This window comes from Pseudomonas paraveronii (genome assembly GCF_963681955.1).
In the GTDB taxonomy this organism is placed as follows: Bacteria; Pseudomonadota; Gammaproteobacteria; order Pseudomonadales; family Pseudomonadaceae; genus Aquipseudomonas; species Aquipseudomonas paraveronii.
Map to the genome: position 1 here is coordinate 4,544,447 of NZ_OY817130.1, position 18,454 is coordinate 4,562,900.

The following is an 18,454-nucleotide window of genomic DNA, read 5'->3' on the forward strand; positions in this document are numbered from 1 at the left end:
GTCTCATCACCTGCCATTCGAGGAAGGATTTCTCATGAGCAAGACGGTTCGTATCGGCTGCGCCAGCGCCTTCTGGGGCGACACCTGCACCGCCGCCGCCCAGTTGGTGCATGGCGGCAAGCTGGACTACCTGGTGTTCGACTACCTGGCGGAAGTCACCATGTCGATCCTCGCCGCTGCGCGGATGAAAGATCCCCAGGCCGGCTACGCCACGGACTTTGTCGACGTGCTGACGCCGCTGCTGGCCGAGATCCAGCGCCAGGGCATCCGCGTGATCAGCAACGCGGGGGGCATCCACCCCCAGGCTTGCGCCGCCGCCCTGCAAGCGGCCTGCGATGCGGCGCAACTGCCGCTGAAAATCGCCGTGCTGCTGGGCGATGACCTGCAACCCCAACTCAAACACCTGCACGGCACCGCCGACATGTTCAACGGCGCGCCGCTGCCGCCGCTGTGCGTGTCCGCCAATGCTTACCTCGGCGCGCCGGGCATTGTCCGCGCCCTTGAGCTGGGCGCGGATATCGTCATCACCGGGCGGGTGGTCGACAGCGCGGTGGTCAGCGCCGCGTTGGTACACGCATTCAACTGGTCGTGGCAGGACTACGACCGCCTCGCCCAGGCGGCCCTGGCCGGGCATATCATCGAATGCGGCGCGCAGTGTACCGGCGGCAACTTCACCGATTGGCGCGACGTGCCAGACTACGAACACATCGGGTTTCCCATCGTCGACGTCAGCGCCGACGGCCAGTTCAGCGTGAATAAAGTCGCGGGCAGCGGCGGGTTGATCAGCGAGCTGAGCGTGGCCGAACAACTGCTCTACGAAATCGGCGACCCGCGTGCCTACTTGCTGCCCGATGTGATCTGCGATTTCAGCCAGGTCAAATTGCAGCAGCAAGGCAAACACAGTGTGCGTCTGCACGGGGCCAAGGGTTTGCCGCCGACCGACCATTACAAGGTCAGTGCCACCTACCCGGATGGCTTTCGCTGCACCGCCAGTTGCCTGATTGCCGGGATCGATGCGGTGGCCAAGGCCGAGCGGGTCAGCCAGGCGATTATCAACAAGACCTCGGAACTGTTCAGCCTGCGCGGCTGGGCGCCCTACACCGAGGTGAATATCGAACAGCTCGGCAGCGAAGCCACCTACGGTGCCCATGCCCAACGCCAGGACTGCCGCGAGGTGGTGGTGAAGCTGGCGGTGCGCCACCCGAGCAAGCCGGCGCTGCTGCTGTTCGCCCGCGAAATCGCCCAGGCCGCGACCGGCATGGCGCCGGGGCTGACCGGTATCGTCGGCGGGCGGCCGACGGTGTATCCGTTGATTCGGCTGTTTTCGTTTCTGATCGATAAATCGTCTTGCGAGCTGGCGATTGATTTCCAGGGTGAGCGTCACCCTTGCGCCCTCCCGGCCACCCACGTACTGGGCACGCTGGCGGCCGCCATCGATCCGCCCAAACCCCAAGGCCGCGCCGACGCCAACGTGCCGCTGGTGAAACTCGCGGTGGCCCGCTCCGGCGACAAGGGCAACCACAGCAATATCGGGGTGATTGCCCGCGACCCGGCATACCTGCCGTGGATTGCCGAAGCCCTGACCCCTGAAGTGGTCGTCGACTGGATGCGCCACGTACTCGATCCGATCCACGGTCGCGTCGAGCGCTGGTACCTGCCCGGCAGCCACAGCCTCAACTTCCTGCTGGAAAACGCCCTGGGCGGTGGCGGCATCGCCAGCCTGCGCATCGACCCGCAAGGCAAGGCCTTCGCCCAGCAGTTGCTGGAGATCCCTATCGCCGTGCCGCAACACATCGCCGATCAACTCACCTAAAGGAGCGTTGCCGTGGCCTTCGACTCGATCTTCAAAGCCGACCTGTCGGATGTCCTCAAAGGGGAGTCATAAACCATGCCGGTGATCGAAACCCTGATCGACGCCCACAGCCCCGACTTCGCCCGCAACCGCGACGCGCTGCTGGCGAGCCTGCAGCACCTGCGCCTGTTGGAGCAGAACCTGTTGAGCAAGGCGCAGCAAGCCAAGCCCAAGTTCGACAAACGCGGGCAATTGCTGCCGCGCGAGCGCCTCAACCTGCTGCTGGACCCTGGCGCACCGTTCCTGGAACTGGCCAGCCTGGCCGGCTACAAACTGCATGATGACAAGGACGGCAGCGCCGCCGGCGGCGGGTTGATCGCCGGCATCGGTTACGTCAGCGGCGTGCGCGTGCTGGTGGTGGCGAATAACAGCGCGATCAAGGGTGGCACCCTCTCCCCCACGGGCCTGAAAAAATCCCTGCGCCTGCAACAGATCGCCATGGAAAACCACCTGCCGGTGGTGACCCTCGCCGAAAGCGGCGGCGCGAACCTCAACTACGCGGCGGAGATTTTCGTCGAAGGCGCGCGCAGCTTCGCCAACCAGGCGCGCATGTCGGCTATGGGCTTGCCACAGATCACCGTGGTCCACGGTTCGGCCACGGCGGGCGGCGCGTATCAGCCGGGGCTGTCGGATTACGTGGTGGTGGTACGCGGCAAGGCCAAGCTGTTCCTGGCCGGCCCGCCGCTGCTCAAGGCCGCGACCGGCGAAGTCGCCACCGATGAAGCACTGGGCGGCGCCGAGATGCACGCGCAAACCGCTGGCACCGCCGAATACCTGGCGGAAAACGACGCCGACGGGGTACGCATCGTGCGCGAGATCGTCAGCCTGCTGCCGTGGAACGAGCGCCTGCCGCTCATCCCGAAACGCACGTATGCCGAGCCGCTGTACCCCATCGACGAACTGCTCGGGCTGATCCCCGACGACCCGAAAAAACCCTACGACGTCCGCGAAATCCTCGCGCGCCTGGCCGACGGTTCGAACGTCCTCGAGTTCAAGGGCGAGTTCGACGCGCATACCGTCTGCGGCCACCTGCACATCCAGGGCCGCGCCGTCGGCGTGATCGGCAATAACGGCCCGATCACGCCCAAGGGTGCGAGCAAGGCCGCGCAATTCATCCAACTGTGCGACCAGAGCCGCACGCCGCTGCTGTTCCTGCACAACACCACCGGCTTCATGGTCGGCACCGAGGCGGAACAGCAAGGCGTGATCAAGCACGGCGCGAAGATGATCCAGGCGGTGGCCAATGCCCGCGTGCCTAAACTCACCGTGGTGGTCGGCGGCTCCTACGGCGCCGGCAACTACGCCATGTGCGGCCGCGGCCTCGACCCGCGCTTCATCTTCGCCTGGCCCAACAGCCGCACCGCCGTGATGGGCGGCGCCCAGGCCGGCAAGGTGCTGCGCATCGTCACCGAAGCCAAACAACTGAAGGACGGCCTGGTACCCGACCCCAAGATGCTGGACATGCTGGAACAGGTCACCGCACAGAAACTCGACAGCCAATCCACCGCGCTGTACGGCAGTGCGAACCTATGGGATGACGGCCTGATCGACCCACGGGATACCCGCACATTGCTGGGATTCCTGCTGGATATCTGCCATGAAGCCGACATGCGCGCGTTGCAGCCGAACAGCTTTGGCGTAGCGCGGTTCTAAAGTAATCAAGACAACGAAACGCTGCGTTTGCTCTGCTGTTGCTCTGCTTTTGATTTTGATCTTAGGCGCCCCGTTAAACCACGCTGGCCGAACGCAGGCTTGAATCCGTGGGCAACCCGGCAGGACGCCGGGTTAGCCGTCCTGGGCCAGGGATGGCCCATGACGGCGGCCCACGGATTCAAGCCTGCGTTCGGGCACACCGAGCCTAGGCGAGGTGCCGAGTGGTGGGGCAAGAGCCCTAATGAGATGGTCAGCCCGGCGAGAACCTCAGGTCTACACTACTGAGGTTCTCACTTTTCCTGAGGAGGTTTTCTCATGAACAGCGTAACGCTTCTAGGCATCGACATTGGCAAGAACAGCTTCCACTTACACGGCCAGGACGCACAAGGCCATCAGGTACTGCGCAAGAAGCTCAATCGAAGCCAGTTGCTGCCATTACTTGCACAAATGCCCCCCTGCAAAGTCGCCATGGAATCCTGTGGCGGGTCACAGTTTCTTGCCAGAGAAATCACCAAGCTCGGTCATCAGGTCCAACTGATAGCGCCGCAGCATGTGAAGGCTTACGTCACCGGCAACAAGAACGACTTCATTGATGCCGAGGCTATCTGTGAGGCCGCATCACGTCCCAGAACGCGCTCTGTACAGGTCAAGTCGGTTGATCAGCAGGTGTTGTCGACCGTGCATAAACTGCGTAAATCACTGGTGAGTCGGCGCACTGGAGTGATCAACCAGGTGCACGGGTTCTTACTGGAGTTTGGCGTTATCTTTCCCGCTGGCTATGCCGCGCTGGATCGGGTTCCTGCATTGATGGAAGAGCACAATCTACCGCTGCGCCTGCGGCAGGCTATTAGTCGGATGCTTGATGACATTCGTCAATTGACCAGCGAAATCAAAGCACTGGATATCGAGATCAAGCAGCAGGTGAACGGGAGTGACGCTGGCAAAAGATTACAGAGCATCCCCGGCATAGGCCCCCTCATCGCTAGCGCGCTGGTGGCCGATGTCGGGGACGCTTCGATATATAAATCGTCCCGAGATTTTTCGGCTTCGTTGGGGCTGGTGCCACGGCAATACTCAACCGGAGGGCAAACCACGCTCCTGGGTATCAGCAAGCGCGGGGATCGGTATTTGAGAACCTTGCTGATGCAGGGCGCCCAAACCCTGCTTTATCGAATCGATAAGCGAAACGACGCCCTTGGAGTCTGGGCCAGAAACCTACTGGCTCGGAAACCTCTTAACAAAGTTGCCTGTGCGCTGGCTAATAAAATGGCCAGGATTGTCTGGGCGCTGCTGACCAAAGGTGGCACCTACAACGGGCATTTCACCGTGTGACCCAGCTTTACCACCGGCTTTTGCGACGTCAGTAATTGATGGCGATAAACGGCAGATACCCTGGCTGAGAACCTGATAAGCAAAATAGCTTTCGAAGCTGAAGCGCTTTTAAGGACAGGCAGGAGCGAATACTCATCAAGGGCCGAACGCGTAACCGCGCTCACAAGGAGCCCGGATACATTAGCGCAAGCCTGATTTACCGTTCATCGTGACTGGATAGCAAAAGGTGGGCTGACCATACATTTGGTTACTTTTGGGGCTCTTTTCCAAAAGTGACCCGCTGTAAGAGCGGAACCTATAGCAGCCGTTACCAAAGAAACGGATATGTACTCAACCCAAAAAAATGGTCGGCCCAGAGGCCGCCATCGGGGGCAAGCCCCCTCCCACATTTGGAGCGAGGTGAGCCCAATTTCGAGCGAGGTGAGCCCATTGGATATCTACCCGCTGTAAGACCGCCAGCAAACCAGCTCCCGCAGATGGAGCCATGCACGCCCGAAGAACGCCCACAGGGAGAACAATAAAAATGATCTTCACCCAAGAACACCAGGCACTGCGCCGCACCGTCCGCGCCTTCGTCGACCGCGAGATCAACCCCCACGTCGACGCATGGGAAAAAGCCGGCCGCTTCCCCATCCACGACCTCTTCCGCAAGGCCGGCGACCTCGGCCTACTGGGCATCTCCAAACCCGAACAATTCGGCGGCATGGGCCTGGACTACAGCTACTCAATCGTCGCCGCCGAAGAATTCGGCAGCATCCACTGCGGCGGCATCCCCATGTCCATCGGCGTACAGACCGACATGTGCACCCCCGCCCTCGCCCGCTTCGGCTGCGACGCACTGCGCGAAGAATTCCTGCGCCCGGCCATCCGCGGCGAGCAAGTCGGTTGCATCGGCGTCTCGGAAGCCGGCGCCGGGTCCGATGTGGCCGGGCTGAAAACCCAGGCACGCAAGAACGGCGACGACTACGTGATCAACGGCAGCAAAATGTGGATCACCAACTCGCCGAGCGCCGACTTCATGTGCCTGCTGGCCAACACCTCCGACGACAAGCCGCACATCAACAAATCGCTGATCATGGTGCCGATGAACACGCCGGGGATCAGCGTCAGCCCGCCCTTGGAAAAACTCGGCATGCACAGCTCCGAGACCGCCCAGGTGTTCTTCGACGACGTGCGCGTGCCGCAACGCAACCGCATCGGCCACGAAGGCGCCGGTTTCATGATGCAGATGCTGCAATTCCAGGAAGAACGCCTGTTTGGCGCGGCCAATATGATCAAGGGCCTGGAGTCCTGCATCGACAGCACGATCGAATACTGCAAAGAGCGCCAGACCTTCGGCAAAGCACTGATCGACAATCAGGTGATTCACTTTCGCCTGGCCGAACTGGCCACCGAAATCGAATGCCTGCGCGCCCTGGTCTACCAGGCCACCGAGCAATACATCAAGGGCCAGGACGTCACGCGCCTGGCCTCCATGGCCAAGCTCAAGGCCGGGCGGCTGGGCCGCGAAGTCAGCGACAGTTGCCTGCAATACTGGGGCGGCATGGGCTTTATGTGGGACAACCCGGTGGCCCGCGCCTATCGCGATGTGCGCCTGGTGTCGATTGGCGGCGGCGCCGACGAAATCATGCTGGGCATTATCTGCAAACTGATGGGCACCCTGCCGGGGAAAAAACCATGAACACCCTGCTGCTCGAACCCCATAACGGTGTGCTGCACATCACCCTCAACCGGCCGCAAAGCCGCAACGCGATGAGCCTGGAGATGGTCAATGAACTGCGTGCGGTGCTGGCGCAGTTGGACGATCAGGTCCGCGCCCTGGTGATCAGTGGCGCGGCCGGGCATTTCTGTGCCGGGGCGGACGTCAAAGACCTGCTCAGCGCTGACGACAAGGCGCAATTGCAGGCGTTGAACCGCGCATTCGGCACCTTGCTGCAGGAAGTTGAAGCCGTGCCCCAAGTGGTGATCGTGGTGCTGCAAGGCGCGGTGCTGGGCGGCGGCTTTGGCTTGGCGTGCGTCAGTGATATCGCGCTGGCCGATCACCAGGCGCAGTTCGGCTTGCCGGAGACCAGCCTGGGCTTGCTGCCCGCGCAGATCGCGCCGTTTGTGGTCAAGCGCATCGGTTTGACGCACGCGCGACGGCTGGCGCTGACGGCGGCGCGGTTCGACGGGGTCGAGGCTGAACGGTTGGGCGTGGTGCATTTTGTCGAGCGCGATCCGCAGGCGTTGGCCGAACGCCTGGATGAAGTACTGGGCCAGGTGTTGCGCTGCGCGCCGGAGGCCAATGGGCGGACCAAGGCGTTGTTGCTGGCCAGCGTGGAGCAACCAACGGGGGCGTTGTTGGACCAGGCCGCCGCGTGGTTCGCTGAAGCGGTGACGGGCGAAGAAGGGCTCGAAGGCACCCAGGCCTTTGTGCAAAAGCGCAAGCCACGGTGGGCCGAATGAACAAGATCCTGATCGCCAACCGCGGCGAAATCGCCTGCCGCATCCAGCGCACCGCCCAGGCATTGGGCTACCGAACCGTGGCGGTCTACAGCGACGCCGACGCCCAGGCCGCGCACGTGCAGATGGCCGACGAAGCCGTGAATATCGGCCCGGCGCCGGTGCAGCAGTCCTATCTGAATATTCCAGCGATCCTCAGCGCGGCCCACCGCACGGGCGCCGACGCGGTCCACCCCGGCTACGGCTTTCTCTCTGAAAACCCCGATTTCGCCCGCGCCTGCACAAGCGCCGGGCTGACCTTTATCGGCCCCAGCGTCGAGGCCATTGAGCTGATGGGCAGCAAACGCCTGTCCAAACTCGCCATGCTCGAGGCCGGCGTACCGTGCATCGCCGGCTATCAAGGCCGCGCCCAGGACGACGCCACGTTGCAAATAGAAGCCGAACGCATTGGCTACCCGCTGATGATCAAGGCCAGCGCCGGGGGCGGCGGTCGCGGAATGCGCCTGGTGCATCAGCGCGAACATTTGCATGAGCAACTGCGCACCGCCCGCTCCGAAGCCCTGAATGCGTTCGGCAGTGACGAACTGATCCTGGAACAGGCGCTGATCGAGCCGCGCCATGTCGAAATCCAGCTGTTCGGCGACAGCCACGGCAACCTGATCTACCTCGGCGAACGCGACTGCTCGGTCCAGCGCCGCCATCAAAAAATCATTGAAGAAGCGCCCTGCCCGGTGATGACCCCAGCCCTGCGCCAGGCCATGGGCGACGCGGCGCTCAAGGCCGGGCGTGCGGTGAATTACGTCGGCGCCGGCACGGTGGAGTTCCTGCTCGACCGCGACGGCCGGTTCTACTTCCTGGAAATGAACACGCGCCTGCAAGTCGAACACCCGGTCACCGAGTTGATCAGCGGCCTCGACTTGGTCGACTGGCAACTGCAAATTGCCGCCGGCCAACCACTGCCGTTAACGCAATCTGAAGTCAGCCTCAGCGGCCACGCCATGGAAGTGCGCCTGTACGCCGAAGACCCGGCCCAGGGCTTTTTACCGCAGACCGGCGCGGTGTTGCGCTGGGAACCCGCCGCGGGTGTGCGGATTGACCATGGTGTTCTGGAAGGTCAGCGCATCAGCCCGTTCTATGACCCGATGCTCGGCAAGATCATCGCCCATGGCGCCACCCGCGAGGAGGCGCGGCGCAAGCTGCTGCGCGCCGTGGAGGACAGCGTGCTGCTGGGCGTGACGACCAACCAGCAGCTATTGGCCGACCTGCTCAAGCACCCGCAGTTTATCCAAGGCGATTTCAGCACCGCGTTGATCGCCGAGCACTTCAGCGACATTCGCCGCACGAACGCAACCGCCGAACAGTTGGCCCTGGCGGCCGCGCTGTTTTATCAACACAGCGCTCAGGCCCATGCCCCGGCTTTATCGGGGTGGCGTAACAGCGCTGACGTGCCGTGGACCTATCAGTTGGCCGTCGACGATGAGGTCCAGGACATCACGGTCAGCGTCCTGGCCGACCATCGTCTGCAAGCCAACGGCATCGAGATCCGCCACCTCAGCAGCGACGTCCGCTGGGCCACCGCGGTGATCGACGGCATCCGCCGCCGCAGCGCCTACCACCTCGACGGTGCCCAGCTGCGGCTACCCGGCGTGAGCGTGACCAACCGCACCCAACACGTCGCCAGCCGCCAGCCGCCGGCCAGCGGCGGCATGGTCAAGGCACCGATGGACGGGGCCATCGTCGAGGTGCGCGTGCGTGCCGGTGAACGCGTGACCCAGGGGCAGCTGCTGCTGGTACTCGAAGCGATGAAAATGGAGCATCCGCTGAAGGCCGGCATCGACGGTGTGATTAAGGCCGTGCTGGTCATGACCGGCGATCAGGTGCGCAATCGCCAGGTGTTGCTGGAGATCGAATAAAGCCTGGGCGGAACTACACGGCCGGGCTACGCTCTATCCCCATCAGGACGGGAAGAGTACGGGAACCTGCACGATGCCTCATTGGCTGATTATTGACCTTGAAGCCACAACGGATGAAGGCGGCTGGCCCGTGACAGAGATGGAAGTCATCGAGATCGGCGCGAGCCTGGTCAACCGCCAGGGTCGCGAGCGCGATCATTTCCAGCGCTTTGTGCGGCCGCAGCGTCGGCCATTGCTGACGCCCTTTTGCCGCAAGCTGACCCATATCACCCAGGCGAATATGGACGGCGCCGCGCCCTTCAGCGAAGTGTGGGCGCTGTTCGAGCGCTGGCTGGGCCAGCATCAGGCGCGCCTGGAAGGCTGGGCCAGTTGGGGCGACTACGATCGCCAGCAGCTCGAACTGGAGTGGCAGCGCCATGGCCTGAGCAGCGCGCTGGCCCAAACCCCCCATGTCAACCTCAAGCAACGCTTCGCCAAGGCCCGGCGCCTGGACAAGCCACCGGGGCTCAATGGCGCCCTGCAATTGGCGGGGATGCAGTTCCAAGGCCAGCAACATCGGGCGCTGGAGGATGCGCGCAACACCGCACGCCTGTTGCCGCTGATTTTGCCGGTCTAGGCAGCTCCCCTGCCCTTGGGCATACTGGCTGACCTTTCCAGACCCTTTTCCGAGGATTCGCCCATGTTTAAAGTCAACGAGTACTTCGACGGCACCGTCAAGTCGATCGCTTTCGGCACCGCAGAAGGTCCGGCGACCATCGGCGTCATGGCCCCGGGCGAATACGAATTCGGCACCGCCCAGCGTGAAATCATGCACGTAGTGTCCGGCGCCCTGAGCGTCAAACTGCCCGACAGCAGCACCTGGGAAACCTTTGCCGCCGGCAGCCTGTTCCACGTTCCGGCCAACAGCAAGTTCCAGTTGAAGGTCGCCGTCGACACTGCTTACCTGTGCGAATACCGCGGCTAAGCGGTTCCGCAGCGCGAAAAAATGCCCGTCTCCTGCGAGACGGGCATTTTTTTGGCAGGCCAATTACTCGAGAACAGTCACCGGCATGCCCACTTCGAGGCGGCCCACGCCATCGTTGACCAGGTTCTGGCCGAACATCGCGCCGTCTTCGGTCTTGCGATAGGCCTCCAGCGTCACAAAGGGTTCGCGGTCGGCACTGCGCTCACCGGTGTGCGGGTCGATGGTGGTGAGAATGCAGCGTGAGCACGGTTTGACCACGCGAAACTCGACATCGCCGATACGCAGGCGTTTCCAGCCGTCTTCGGCGAACGCGTCGGCGCCGTCAATCACCAGGTTGGGGCGAAAACGCAGCATGTCCATAGGCCGGCCGACGTGCCGGGACAGGTCGTCCAGGGAGGCCTGGCCGATCAACAGCAACGGGTAACCGTCGGCAAACGCGACCTGATCATCGTCCTTGCCATAACCGGCTTGTGTGGTGCGGGCGCGCTCCAGCGGGACGTGTACCAGCCGCGTCGGCTTGCCGATAAAGTCGCTGACCCAGGCGCCGGCTGCATCGCCCGCATCCGGCACGCGCAAGGTGTCGCGCCAGATGGTCACACCGCGCAGCTCGGCCTCGCTGCCGGGCAGCGCCACGTCCAGCGCCGCGTAGCCAGGCGAACTGAGGGTCAGGCCACCGCTGCGGTTCCAAAGCGCCGACAACTGGCTCATCTTCGCCACGGCGCGCTGCGTCAAAAAGCGCCCGCTGGCCTCGTCCACCAGCATCCAGCGTCGATCACCGTCCAGGCCGAGTTTATCCAGGCCGATCTGCTGCAAGATTTCAGCCTTGCCGGATTTCAAGGGGTAACGGTACAGCGCGCTGAGACGAAGCATGGGCCTGCATTCCTGAGGGGGCAAAACCGTCACCCTAAGGTCAAGCCGATACGACGTCCAGCATCAGTCGCTCGCGCACCACATCTACCAGCTTGTCCGGCTGGAATTTGGACAGGAAATTGTCGCACCCGACCTTCTTCACCATCGACTCGTTGAAGCTGCCCGACAGCGAGGTGTGCAGCACCACGTACAGCCCACGCAGGCGCGCGTCGCTGCGGATTTCGGTGGTCAGGCGGTAGCCGTCCATCTCGGGCATTTCGGCGTCAGTGAAGATCATCAGCAATTTGTCGGTCATCACCTGGCCGGTGTCGGCCCAGGCCTTGAGCATGTTCAGCGCCTTGAGGCCGTCGCTGGCGATGTGCATTTTCACCCCCAACTGGCCCAGGGTGTCACGCAATTGCGACAGCGCAACATTGGAGTCGTCCACCAGCAGCACTTCACGGCCACGGGCGCGTTCCAGTATCGGGTCATCGAGTTTTTCGCGGGAGACCTTGGCGTTGTACGGCACGATCTCGGCCAGGACTTTTTCCACGTCGATGATTTCCACCAACTGGTCATCGACCTTGCTGATGGCGGTGAGGTAGTGCTGGCGCCCGGCGCTGGTCGGCGGCGGCAGGATGGCTTCCCAGTTCATGTTGACGATGCGGTCGACGCCGCCCACCAGGAACGCCTGCACCGAGCGGTTGTACTCGGTGACGATGATGGTGCTGTTGGGCCCCGGCACCAACGGGCGCATGCCGATGGCCTGGGACAGGTCGATCACCGGCAGGGTCTGGCCTCGCAGGTTGACCACGCCGCACACAAACGGGTGGCGCTGGGGCATCAAGGTCAGCTTGGGCAGTTGCAAGACTTCCTGCACCTTGAATACGTTGATCGCGAACAGCTGCCGCCCGGCCAGGCGAAACATGAGAATCTCCAGGCGATTCTCACCCACCAGTTGCGTGCGTTGATCTACCGTGTCGAGAATGCCGGCCATTAAAAGCTCCTGATATGCGCGCAGGTCGCGCTAAGGGATTATGCGGTTCACTAAGCTTGTTATCGGCGGCAAGCGCCAGACCTTGACCCCTGTAAAGTGCCACGCAAATCGATTGATGTCACACTGACATCATGCTTTACTGCGCAGGCCTCATTATTTGGCAGAACGGCAACATTGCGCGACATTTAAATCGACGCGAGGTTCCGCCGTGTAAGGGATTCCCCTATGCGCAATCAGGTCCAACCTGATATTCGCGATATCTAATAGCCATTAATGTGACGCCATTCTCATTGCATGAATGGAGTCAGGCTTTTGTTTGCCATCGCAAGCCCACGGCCCACCGGTCTTACAGACACTCACGTGTCGGCAATCGAAGTTGTGCAATCGACCCGGATGACGAGGACGGTTCGCGCCTCGCACGATCATTCAAATAAACGTCCTACTAAAATCTCAGAAGCGACCTACAGATTTCAGTCATCTTTCAGCGGTAGTTTTACGCCATTCACGCGGTGCGACATCTCATCACCCGACCTTACGTTGTGGAGACTTGCCTGATGAATAGCGCGAACGAGTGGCAAACTGCACTTCCCGAGTTCTTGCTGGAGGCCGAAAAGCTGCTGAGCAAGTCGGAAGAGTGCCTGAGCCATCTGCATTTGATTCGTAATGACAGCGATGCCATCGACTGCATGAATTACAGCCTGACGAAGCTCGCCGAAAAAGCCGACGACCTGGCCTTGCAGGCGATCAGCGAGTTCTCGCGGCATATCCAGTACCTGATTGCCAACGCAGAGAGCCCTTTGCAACTGCACGACCAGGCTCTCGATGCCTTGCACAATTGCCTGACATTACTGGCGTGGCAACTGGAGCTGATCGACACCCGCACCGGTGAACTGCGTTTGGACGAAAGCGAACAAACCTCACTGATTGCGACGGTCACTCTCCAGATCCCGCAAAAGGACTTCGCCAATAAGCCACAGCAGCGCCTGCTCCATGCCCCATGAAAGGCTGCACCGTTAACCGCTAAGGTGTCGCTTTTATCCAGCGTCTTGCCCAAAAACGACAAGAATAACTAATGTGCCCTGCAATAAGTTGCAGGCAACCAAGTTGCCTGCGCTATAAAGACAATCGATACAAAACAACCGCCGATAGACAACTTTTCTGAATAGGCATGCGCCCCACACTGTACGAATGACGCCTGGCGACCAACGGTAAGCAAAGTGGTACCATGCCGCCCTCGAAGTGACCCAACTTCATGATGCATAAAACGTGAAAAGCATCCGCTATGTACGCCAGCCTCAAGTCACTCCTCGCCAAATCCGCCTCCCGCAGTAATGCCCGTCGACTGGTTCTCGTGTTGTGCCTGTGCTCGCTGTTGCTGGGGCTGTGGGCCTACGCCCGCTCCGCCCCCTTGCCGTTGACGGTGCTGCTACTCAACCTGGCCACCCTGGTGGTGTTGGGCCTGCGGCATTGGAATTCACGTAAATCGATCAAGTTCCAGCCCCAGGAACTGGCCGACCGCCTGTTGCAGGTCCAGGAAAACGAGCGGCACCGCCTCAGCCGTGAGCTACACGACGATATCGGCCAATTGCTCACCGCCGCCAAGCTGCAAAGCGAATGGCTCAAGCGCCGCCTGCCGGAAGACCTGCAGGGCCAATGCACGGTGCTGTGCAACACCCTGAACGAGACGCTGGCCAAGGTGCGCGACGTGTCCGCCATTCTCAACCCACGCCAGTTGGCCAGCCTGGGTCTGGAAGCCAGCCTGCGCGCGCACCTGCTCAAGACCCTGGAAAACACCCCGATTCACTGGAGCCTGGAATGTCAGCAGCGGCTGACCGGCATTCCCGAAGAAATGGCCGTGGCCGCTTTTCGCATCACCCAGGAAGCGGTAACCAACATGCTGCGCCATGCCCAGGCGCAAAACCTGCTGGTACGCCTGCAACGCCTGCCCCAGGGCCTGTCGCTGTTTATCAGTGATGACGGCCTGGGCTTTTCGCCCGCCATCAACCCAGGCCTGGAAGGCCAACGGGGCATGGCCGGCATGTCCGAGCGGATTGATCAACTGGGGGGCTCGTTGTCCGTCAGCAGCCAGCCAGGCAAAGGCACGCGGATCGACGCGCTTTTCCCCTGGGCGCCGCGCGCCCTCGAACGGGCCAGCTCCCGGAAGGTTCTCGAGTGACCCGCACTTTACTCCTGGTGGATGACCACGCACTGATCAGGGCCGGCGTACGCGCACTGGTCCAGGATATTCCCGGCTACACCGTGATTGGCGAAGCCAGCGATGGTGCACAGGTGCTGGAAACATTCAGCGCCCTATTGCCGGATATCGTGCTGCTGGACCTGTCGATGAAACACACCGGCGGCCTGGATGCGTTGCGTCAACTCAAGACGGCCTATCCCAAGAGCAAGGTGCTGATCCTGTCGATGCACACCGACCCAGAGCTGATCATGCGTGCGCTGGAGTCCGGCGCCCACGGCTACCTGCTCAAGGACACCACCGCCAACGAGCTGGAGCAAGCACTGCTGGCGCTGAGCAACGACGAGCGCTACCTGAGCCCGGCGATTGCCCACACCGTGATCAAACAGGCGCTGGTGCGCAACCAGGCCCCGGCCTCTGCGGTCGCCCACAACCATAATCTCACCGCTCGCCAACTGGAAATCCTGCGCCTGATCGTGCGCGGCAAATCCACCCGGGAAATCGCCCACGGCCTGGGGCTGAGCATCAAGACCGTAGAAGCCCACCGCTCGCAAATCATGAAGCGCCTGCAGATTTTTGATGTGGCGGGCCTGGTGTTATTTGCCGTGCGCGAGCAGATCATCAGCCTGGACGACTAGGGGCGAGCCCGGCGGCAAGTGCACGCGCAGGGCCTTGGGCACGATCTCGAAGTGCAGGTCATCGCCCTCCAGCGGTTCGCCATCCAGGTTGATGTACAAGCCTTGCGCGACCTTGATGTTGACCCACGGCAGGCGCGCGCGGACAAACATGGTGTCCAGGCCCCAGCCATTGTTCATCAGTTCACGCAGGGTGCCGACCACTTCCTGGGGCGCCGGCAAAATGCTGATATCCAGCAACCCATCGTCCACCAGTGCGCCAGGGCACAGCACATGCCCACCGCCTGCCTGGCGGCCGTTGCCGATACCCAGCGCGAGCAGCTCGCCTTTCCAATGGAAACCCGGGCCTTCCAGCTCGCCATACGCCGCCTTCAGCTCGCTGAAGCGCGACAAACCGGTGAACAAATAGGCCGCGCCGCCCAGCACTTTCTTCAGTTCTTCGGAGGTGTTGGCGGTGACCTGGCTGCCAAAGCCACCGGTGGCCATGTTGAGGAAGACTTGCCCACCGACGCGGCCGAGGTCGATCGCCCTGGCCGACACGTCCAGCAGCGCCAGGGCCTGGTCGGGCTGCAGCGGTACACCGGCGGCGCGCGCAAAATCATTGGCGGTGCCCAAAGGCATCAGCACCAGGCTGGCGTCGGTCTCGGCCTGGGCCATCGCCTCGGCGACATCACGCAAGGTGCCGTCACCACCGCCGGCAATGATGCGCGTGTACCCGCCGTCGAGGGCCTCTTTGACCAACCGCTGTGCGTCGCCGCCCTCCCACGTCACCCGCACCGCCAGCTCCCAGCCCTGCTCACGCCGAGCCAGCACGGCGGCGCGCACGTCCTCGTTGAGGGCTTGCTTGCCGTGGAGGATCAACAGGGCTTTATGCGCGGTCATGGGGGAACTCTCCTGGGGTCAAAGGTACTTGAAGGATGTTGACCTTTGAGGAGATGAAAAAAGCCATCGGGTTTGGAATTTAATTGGCTGCGGGCAACACCCAGCGCCTACCGTTGGATAGGTATAAACCTGCCAGGCCGCAATCAGCTTTTGTGCAACTTGCTCATCAACTGCGCCTCAGCCTGGGTCAACCCACACGACTGCGTCAGTTCATCCACGGTCGCGCCCATGCCCACCAGCTTCGCCGCCTGGGCAAAAGACAGGTTCGCTGGATCACGCTGTTCCAACTGCTCCAACTTATCCGGCATGGGTGCGAGGATCGCGCGCAATTCATGCACCTCATCCCCGACCCGCACGGCACTTTGCTGGAAGTGATCAACGCGCTTGGCCAACTCGACCACGCGCCGATCACGCACGGCGTCGCGTTCGGCCTGTTGCGCCACCCACTCGCGTTGCTGGCGCACTGAGCGCAGCAAAAACGCCAATGTCCCGGCCCACAACAGGGCCAGGACGATCACCGCTGCTTCAAGGAACAATCAGATGCTCTCCAGATCCGACCATTCTTCTTCGCTCATCATCTTGTCCAGCTCGACCAGAATCAGCAGTTCGCCGTTCTTGTTGCAGACGCCCTGGATGAACTTGGCCGACTCTTCGTTACCCACGTTCGGCGCGGTTTCCACTTCCGATTGGCGCAGGTAAACCACTTCGGCCACGCTGTCGACCATGATCCCGACCACTTGCTTGTCGGCCTCGATGATGACGATACGGGTGTTGTCGTTGACTTCGGTCGGTATCAGGCCGAAACGCTGGCGGGTGTCGATCACGGTCACCACGTTGCCGCGCAGGTTGATGATGCCCAGCACGTAGCTTGGCGCCCCCGGAACCGGAGCGATTTCGGTGTAGCGCAGCACTTCCTGCACGCGCATGACGTTGATGCCGTAGGACTCGTTGTCCAGTTTGAAGGTAACCCATTGCAGGATCGGATCATCCAAACCTTGTGCGGACGCTGACTTATTCATACCCCTGACCCCTTCAAATGCCGTTGGACACGGCGTGTGTGCTTCTTCGCTGTGGCCGCACAACCGTGCGGCCGATCTTGTTCAATTAACTGCGTTGCTGGCCCGGCATCGACTTGACGGCGCCGCTGGCGATCAGCTCGGCCAGTTCGGCGACGTCGAGCAACGCGCACATGTGTTCGATCACGGTGCCCGCCAACCAGGGGCGCTGGCCCCGGTGGCTGCGCCATTTGATTTCATTCGGGTCCAGGCGCAACGAGCGGCTGACTTGATGCACCGCCAGCCCCCACTCGTAGCCCTGCACCGAGATCACGTATTGCAAGCCCTGGCGGAAGTCATCGCGGTAGCGATCGGGCATCACCCAGCGCGCGGTGTCCAGCACCTTGAGGTTGCCGGCCTGGCTGGGCAGGATGCCGAGGAACCATTCCGGTTGCCCGAACAGCGGCGTCAACTCCTGACCTTCCAGCGAGTAGATCGAGCCCAGGCACACCAGCGGCACTGCCAGGGTCAACCCGGCGACGTCAAACAGCAGGCATTCGAACGGCTCTGCGGCCCACGCCGGACGGCCTTCACCGGTGACCGGCGGCGGTGTGATGCTCGGCGGCATGTGAACTTCAACCACCGGCTCGACCACCACAGGCGCAACCACAACAGGTGCAGCCACAACAGGTGCAATCGTCGGTACCACAACTTGCGCATCACGCGCCTGTTCTTCCAGCACCGCCAACTGGAATTCATCCAGTGTGCTTGGCGCTTCGACGACGGGTTCAAGAGCCAGGATCGGTTCCGGCAGGTCTTCGGCGGTCGCTTCCTGCAGCAAGGCATCCAGGTAGGATTCCAGTGCCAGTTGCGGCCGGGTCTTGACCTTGAGTTCGACGGGACGGTTCATCACGCCACCTGCGCCACAAGTTGTTGCGACAGCAGGTGCTTGAGCAGCGCGCGATACGCCAACACGCCGCGACTTTTACCGTCGAACTGCGAAGGGGTCAGGCCCGCACGGCTGGCGTCGCGCAGGCGCGTGTCCACCGGAATGTAGCCTTCCCAGATGGTGTCCGGGTAGGCATCGCGCAGTACGCGCAAGGTGCCGAGGGACGCCTGGGTGCGGCGGTCGAACAACGTCGGCACGATGCTGAACGGCAGCGCCTGTTTGCGTGAGCGATTGATCATCGCCAGGGTGCTGACCATACGCTCCAGGCCTTTGACCGCCAGGTGCTCGGTCTGTACCGGGATCACCAATTGCTGGCTGGCCGCCAAGGCGTTGACCATCAGCACACCGAGCAACGGCGGGCTGTCGATGATCGCGTAGTCGAAGTCCTGCCATAGCTGCGCCAGGGTCTTGGCGATCACCAGGCCCAGGCCGCTCTGCCCCGGCGACTGGCGTTCAAGGGTGGCCAGGGCGGTACTCGACGGCAGCAGGGAAATGCTTTCATTGCTAGTGGGCAGCAGCAGTTGTCCGGGCAGATCGCTCGGCACGTTGCCCTTGTGCAGGAACAGGTCATAGCTGCTGTGCTCCAGCGCGTCCGGGTCGTAGCCGAAATAGCTGGTCATTGAGCCGTGGGGATCCAGGTCGACCACGACCACGCGCTTGCCCGCATCAGCCAGCAAGCCGGCTAAGGCGATGGAGGTGGTGGTCTTGCCGACTCCACCTTTTTGATTGGCAACTGCCCAGACTCTCATTCGGTTGGTTCCTCCCGGTGGGCACAGGCGCGACCGAGACAGTGCATA

18 protein-coding genes are annotated in these 18,454 nt (G+C 62.1%); 11 read left to right on the forward strand and 7 right to left on the reverse strand.

Annotated features, from left to right (window positions below):
• Positions 1 to 34: 34 nt before the first annotated feature.
• From U5A08_RS20900 to ppnP, 8 genes are all read left to right on the forward strand, one after another.
• A complete protein-coding gene (locus tag U5A08_RS20900) occupies positions 35 to 1,813 on the forward strand; it encodes an acyclic terpene utilization AtuA family protein (RefSeq protein ID WP_253397681.1) in 1,779 nt (592 codons plus the stop codon).
• 75 nt (positions 1,814 to 1,888) lie between these two features.
• Positions 1,889 to 3,505 carry an acyl-CoA carboxylase subunit beta gene (locus tag U5A08_RS20905; RefSeq protein ID WP_253397682.1) on the forward strand — a complete coding sequence of 539 codons (1,617 nt, stop codon included), beginning with the start codon at positions 1,889 to 1,891 and terminating at the stop codon, positions 3,503 to 3,505.
• A 315-nt stretch (positions 3,506 to 3,820) separates the two neighbouring features.
• A complete protein-coding gene (locus U5A08_RS20910; protein WP_177033629.1) occupies positions 3,821 to 4,837 on the forward strand; it encodes an IS110 family RNA-guided transposase in 1,017 nt (338 codons plus the stop codon).
• Positions 4,838 to 5,360: 523 nt separating this feature from the next.
• Complete coding sequence (atuD, locus tag U5A08_RS20915; protein ID WP_253397683.1) at positions 5,361 to 6,518, forward strand: citronellyl-CoA dehydrogenase; 1,158 nt, start codon at positions 5,361 to 5,363, stop codon at positions 6,516 to 6,518.
• Positions 6,515 to 7,282 carry an enoyl-CoA hydratase/isomerase family protein gene (locus tag U5A08_RS20920; RefSeq protein ID WP_253397684.1) on the forward strand — a complete coding sequence of 256 codons (768 nt, stop codon included), beginning with the start codon at positions 6,515 to 6,517 and terminating at the stop codon, positions 7,280 to 7,282. Before atuD ends, U5A08_RS20920 begins: the two co-directional genes overlap by 4 nt.
• Positions 7,279 to 9,192, forward strand: a complete 1,914-nt coding sequence (locus U5A08_RS20925; RefSeq protein WP_425262812.1) for an acetyl/propionyl/methylcrotonyl-CoA carboxylase subunit alpha — start codon at positions 7,279 to 7,281, stop codon at positions 9,190 to 9,192. The genes U5A08_RS20920 and U5A08_RS20925 overlap by 4 nt, the downstream gene beginning before the upstream one ends.
• A 73-nt stretch (positions 9,193 to 9,265) precedes the next feature.
• A complete protein-coding gene (locus tag U5A08_RS20930; protein WP_198717117.1) occupies positions 9,266 to 9,808 on the forward strand; it encodes a 3'-5' exonuclease in 543 nt (180 codons plus the stop codon).
• A 63-nt stretch (positions 9,809 to 9,871) separates the two neighbouring features.
• Entirely contained in the window at positions 9,872 to 10,156 is a 285-nt protein-coding gene (gene ppnP, locus U5A08_RS20935) for a pyrimidine/purine nucleoside phosphorylase (RefSeq protein WP_198717118.1), read from the forward strand.
• Between the two features lie 63 nt (positions 10,157 to 10,219).
• Here the strand turns inward: ppnP and U5A08_RS20940 are convergent, their stop codons facing one another.
• Entirely contained in the window at positions 10,220 to 11,026 is an 807-nt protein-coding gene (locus U5A08_RS20940; protein WP_321848412.1) for an MOSC domain-containing protein, read from the reverse strand.
• 40 nt (positions 11,027 to 11,066) lie between these two features.
• Positions 11,067 to 12,002, reverse strand: a complete 936-nt coding sequence (locus U5A08_RS20945; RefSeq protein WP_198717120.1) for a chemotaxis protein CheV — start codon at positions 12,000 to 12,002, stop codon at positions 11,067 to 11,069.
• A 554-nt stretch (positions 12,003 to 12,556) separates the two neighbouring features.
• On the opposite strand from U5A08_RS20945, the gene U5A08_RS20950 reads away from it, so the two are divergent.
• The 3 genes from U5A08_RS20950 to U5A08_RS20960 all read left to right on the forward strand — a co-directional run bounded on the left by U5A08_RS20950 (position 12,557) and on the right by U5A08_RS20960 (position 14,834).
• On the forward strand, positions 12,557 to 13,003 hold the full coding sequence (locus U5A08_RS20950) for a hypothetical protein (RefSeq protein WP_321848414.1): 447 nt from the start codon (positions 12,557 to 12,559) through the stop codon (positions 13,001 to 13,003).
• 281 nt (positions 13,004 to 13,284) lie between these two features.
• On the forward strand, positions 13,285 to 14,178 hold the full coding sequence (locus tag U5A08_RS20955; protein ID WP_247406286.1) for a sensor histidine kinase: 894 nt from the start codon (positions 13,285 to 13,287) through the stop codon (positions 14,176 to 14,178).
• Positions 14,175 to 14,834, forward strand: coding sequence for a response regulator (locus tag U5A08_RS20960; protein ID WP_198717123.1), 660 nt, complete (start codon positions 14,175 to 14,177; stop codon positions 14,832 to 14,834). Before U5A08_RS20955 ends, U5A08_RS20960 begins: the two co-directional genes overlap by 4 nt.
• Here U5A08_RS20960 and yegS read toward each other — a convergent pair.
• The 5 genes from yegS to U5A08_RS20985 all read right to left on the reverse strand — a co-directional run bounded on the left by yegS (position 14,793) and on the right by U5A08_RS20985 (position 18,406).
• Positions 14,793 to 15,713: a lipid kinase YegS gene (gene yegS / locus U5A08_RS20965; RefSeq protein ID WP_321848417.1), complete on the reverse strand. Its 921-nt coding sequence runs from the start codon at positions 15,711 to 15,713 to the stop codon at positions 14,793 to 14,795. The genes U5A08_RS20960 and yegS overlap by 42 nt on opposite strands.
• Positions 15,714 to 15,856: 143 nt before the next feature.
• Positions 15,857 to 16,249 (reverse strand): DUF2802 domain-containing protein, encoded by a 393-nt coding sequence (locus tag U5A08_RS20970; protein WP_198717125.1) that lies wholly within the window; start codon positions 16,247 to 16,249, stop codon positions 15,857 to 15,859.
• On the reverse strand, positions 16,250 to 16,732 hold the full coding sequence (locus tag U5A08_RS20975) for a chemotaxis protein CheW (protein WP_198717126.1): 483 nt from the start codon (positions 16,730 to 16,732) through the stop codon (positions 16,250 to 16,252).
• 85 nt (positions 16,733 to 16,817) lie between these two features.
• Positions 16,818 to 17,618 (reverse strand): CheW domain-containing protein, encoded by an 801-nt coding sequence (locus U5A08_RS20980; RefSeq protein ID WP_321848419.1) that lies wholly within the window; start codon positions 17,616 to 17,618, stop codon positions 16,818 to 16,820.
• Positions 17,618 to 18,406: a ParA family protein gene (locus U5A08_RS20985; RefSeq protein ID WP_198717128.1), complete on the reverse strand. Its 789-nt coding sequence runs from the start codon at positions 18,404 to 18,406 to the stop codon at positions 17,618 to 17,620. The genes U5A08_RS20980 and U5A08_RS20985 overlap by 1 nt, the downstream gene beginning before the upstream one ends.
• Between the last annotated feature and the right edge of the window lie 48 nt (positions 18,407 to 18,454).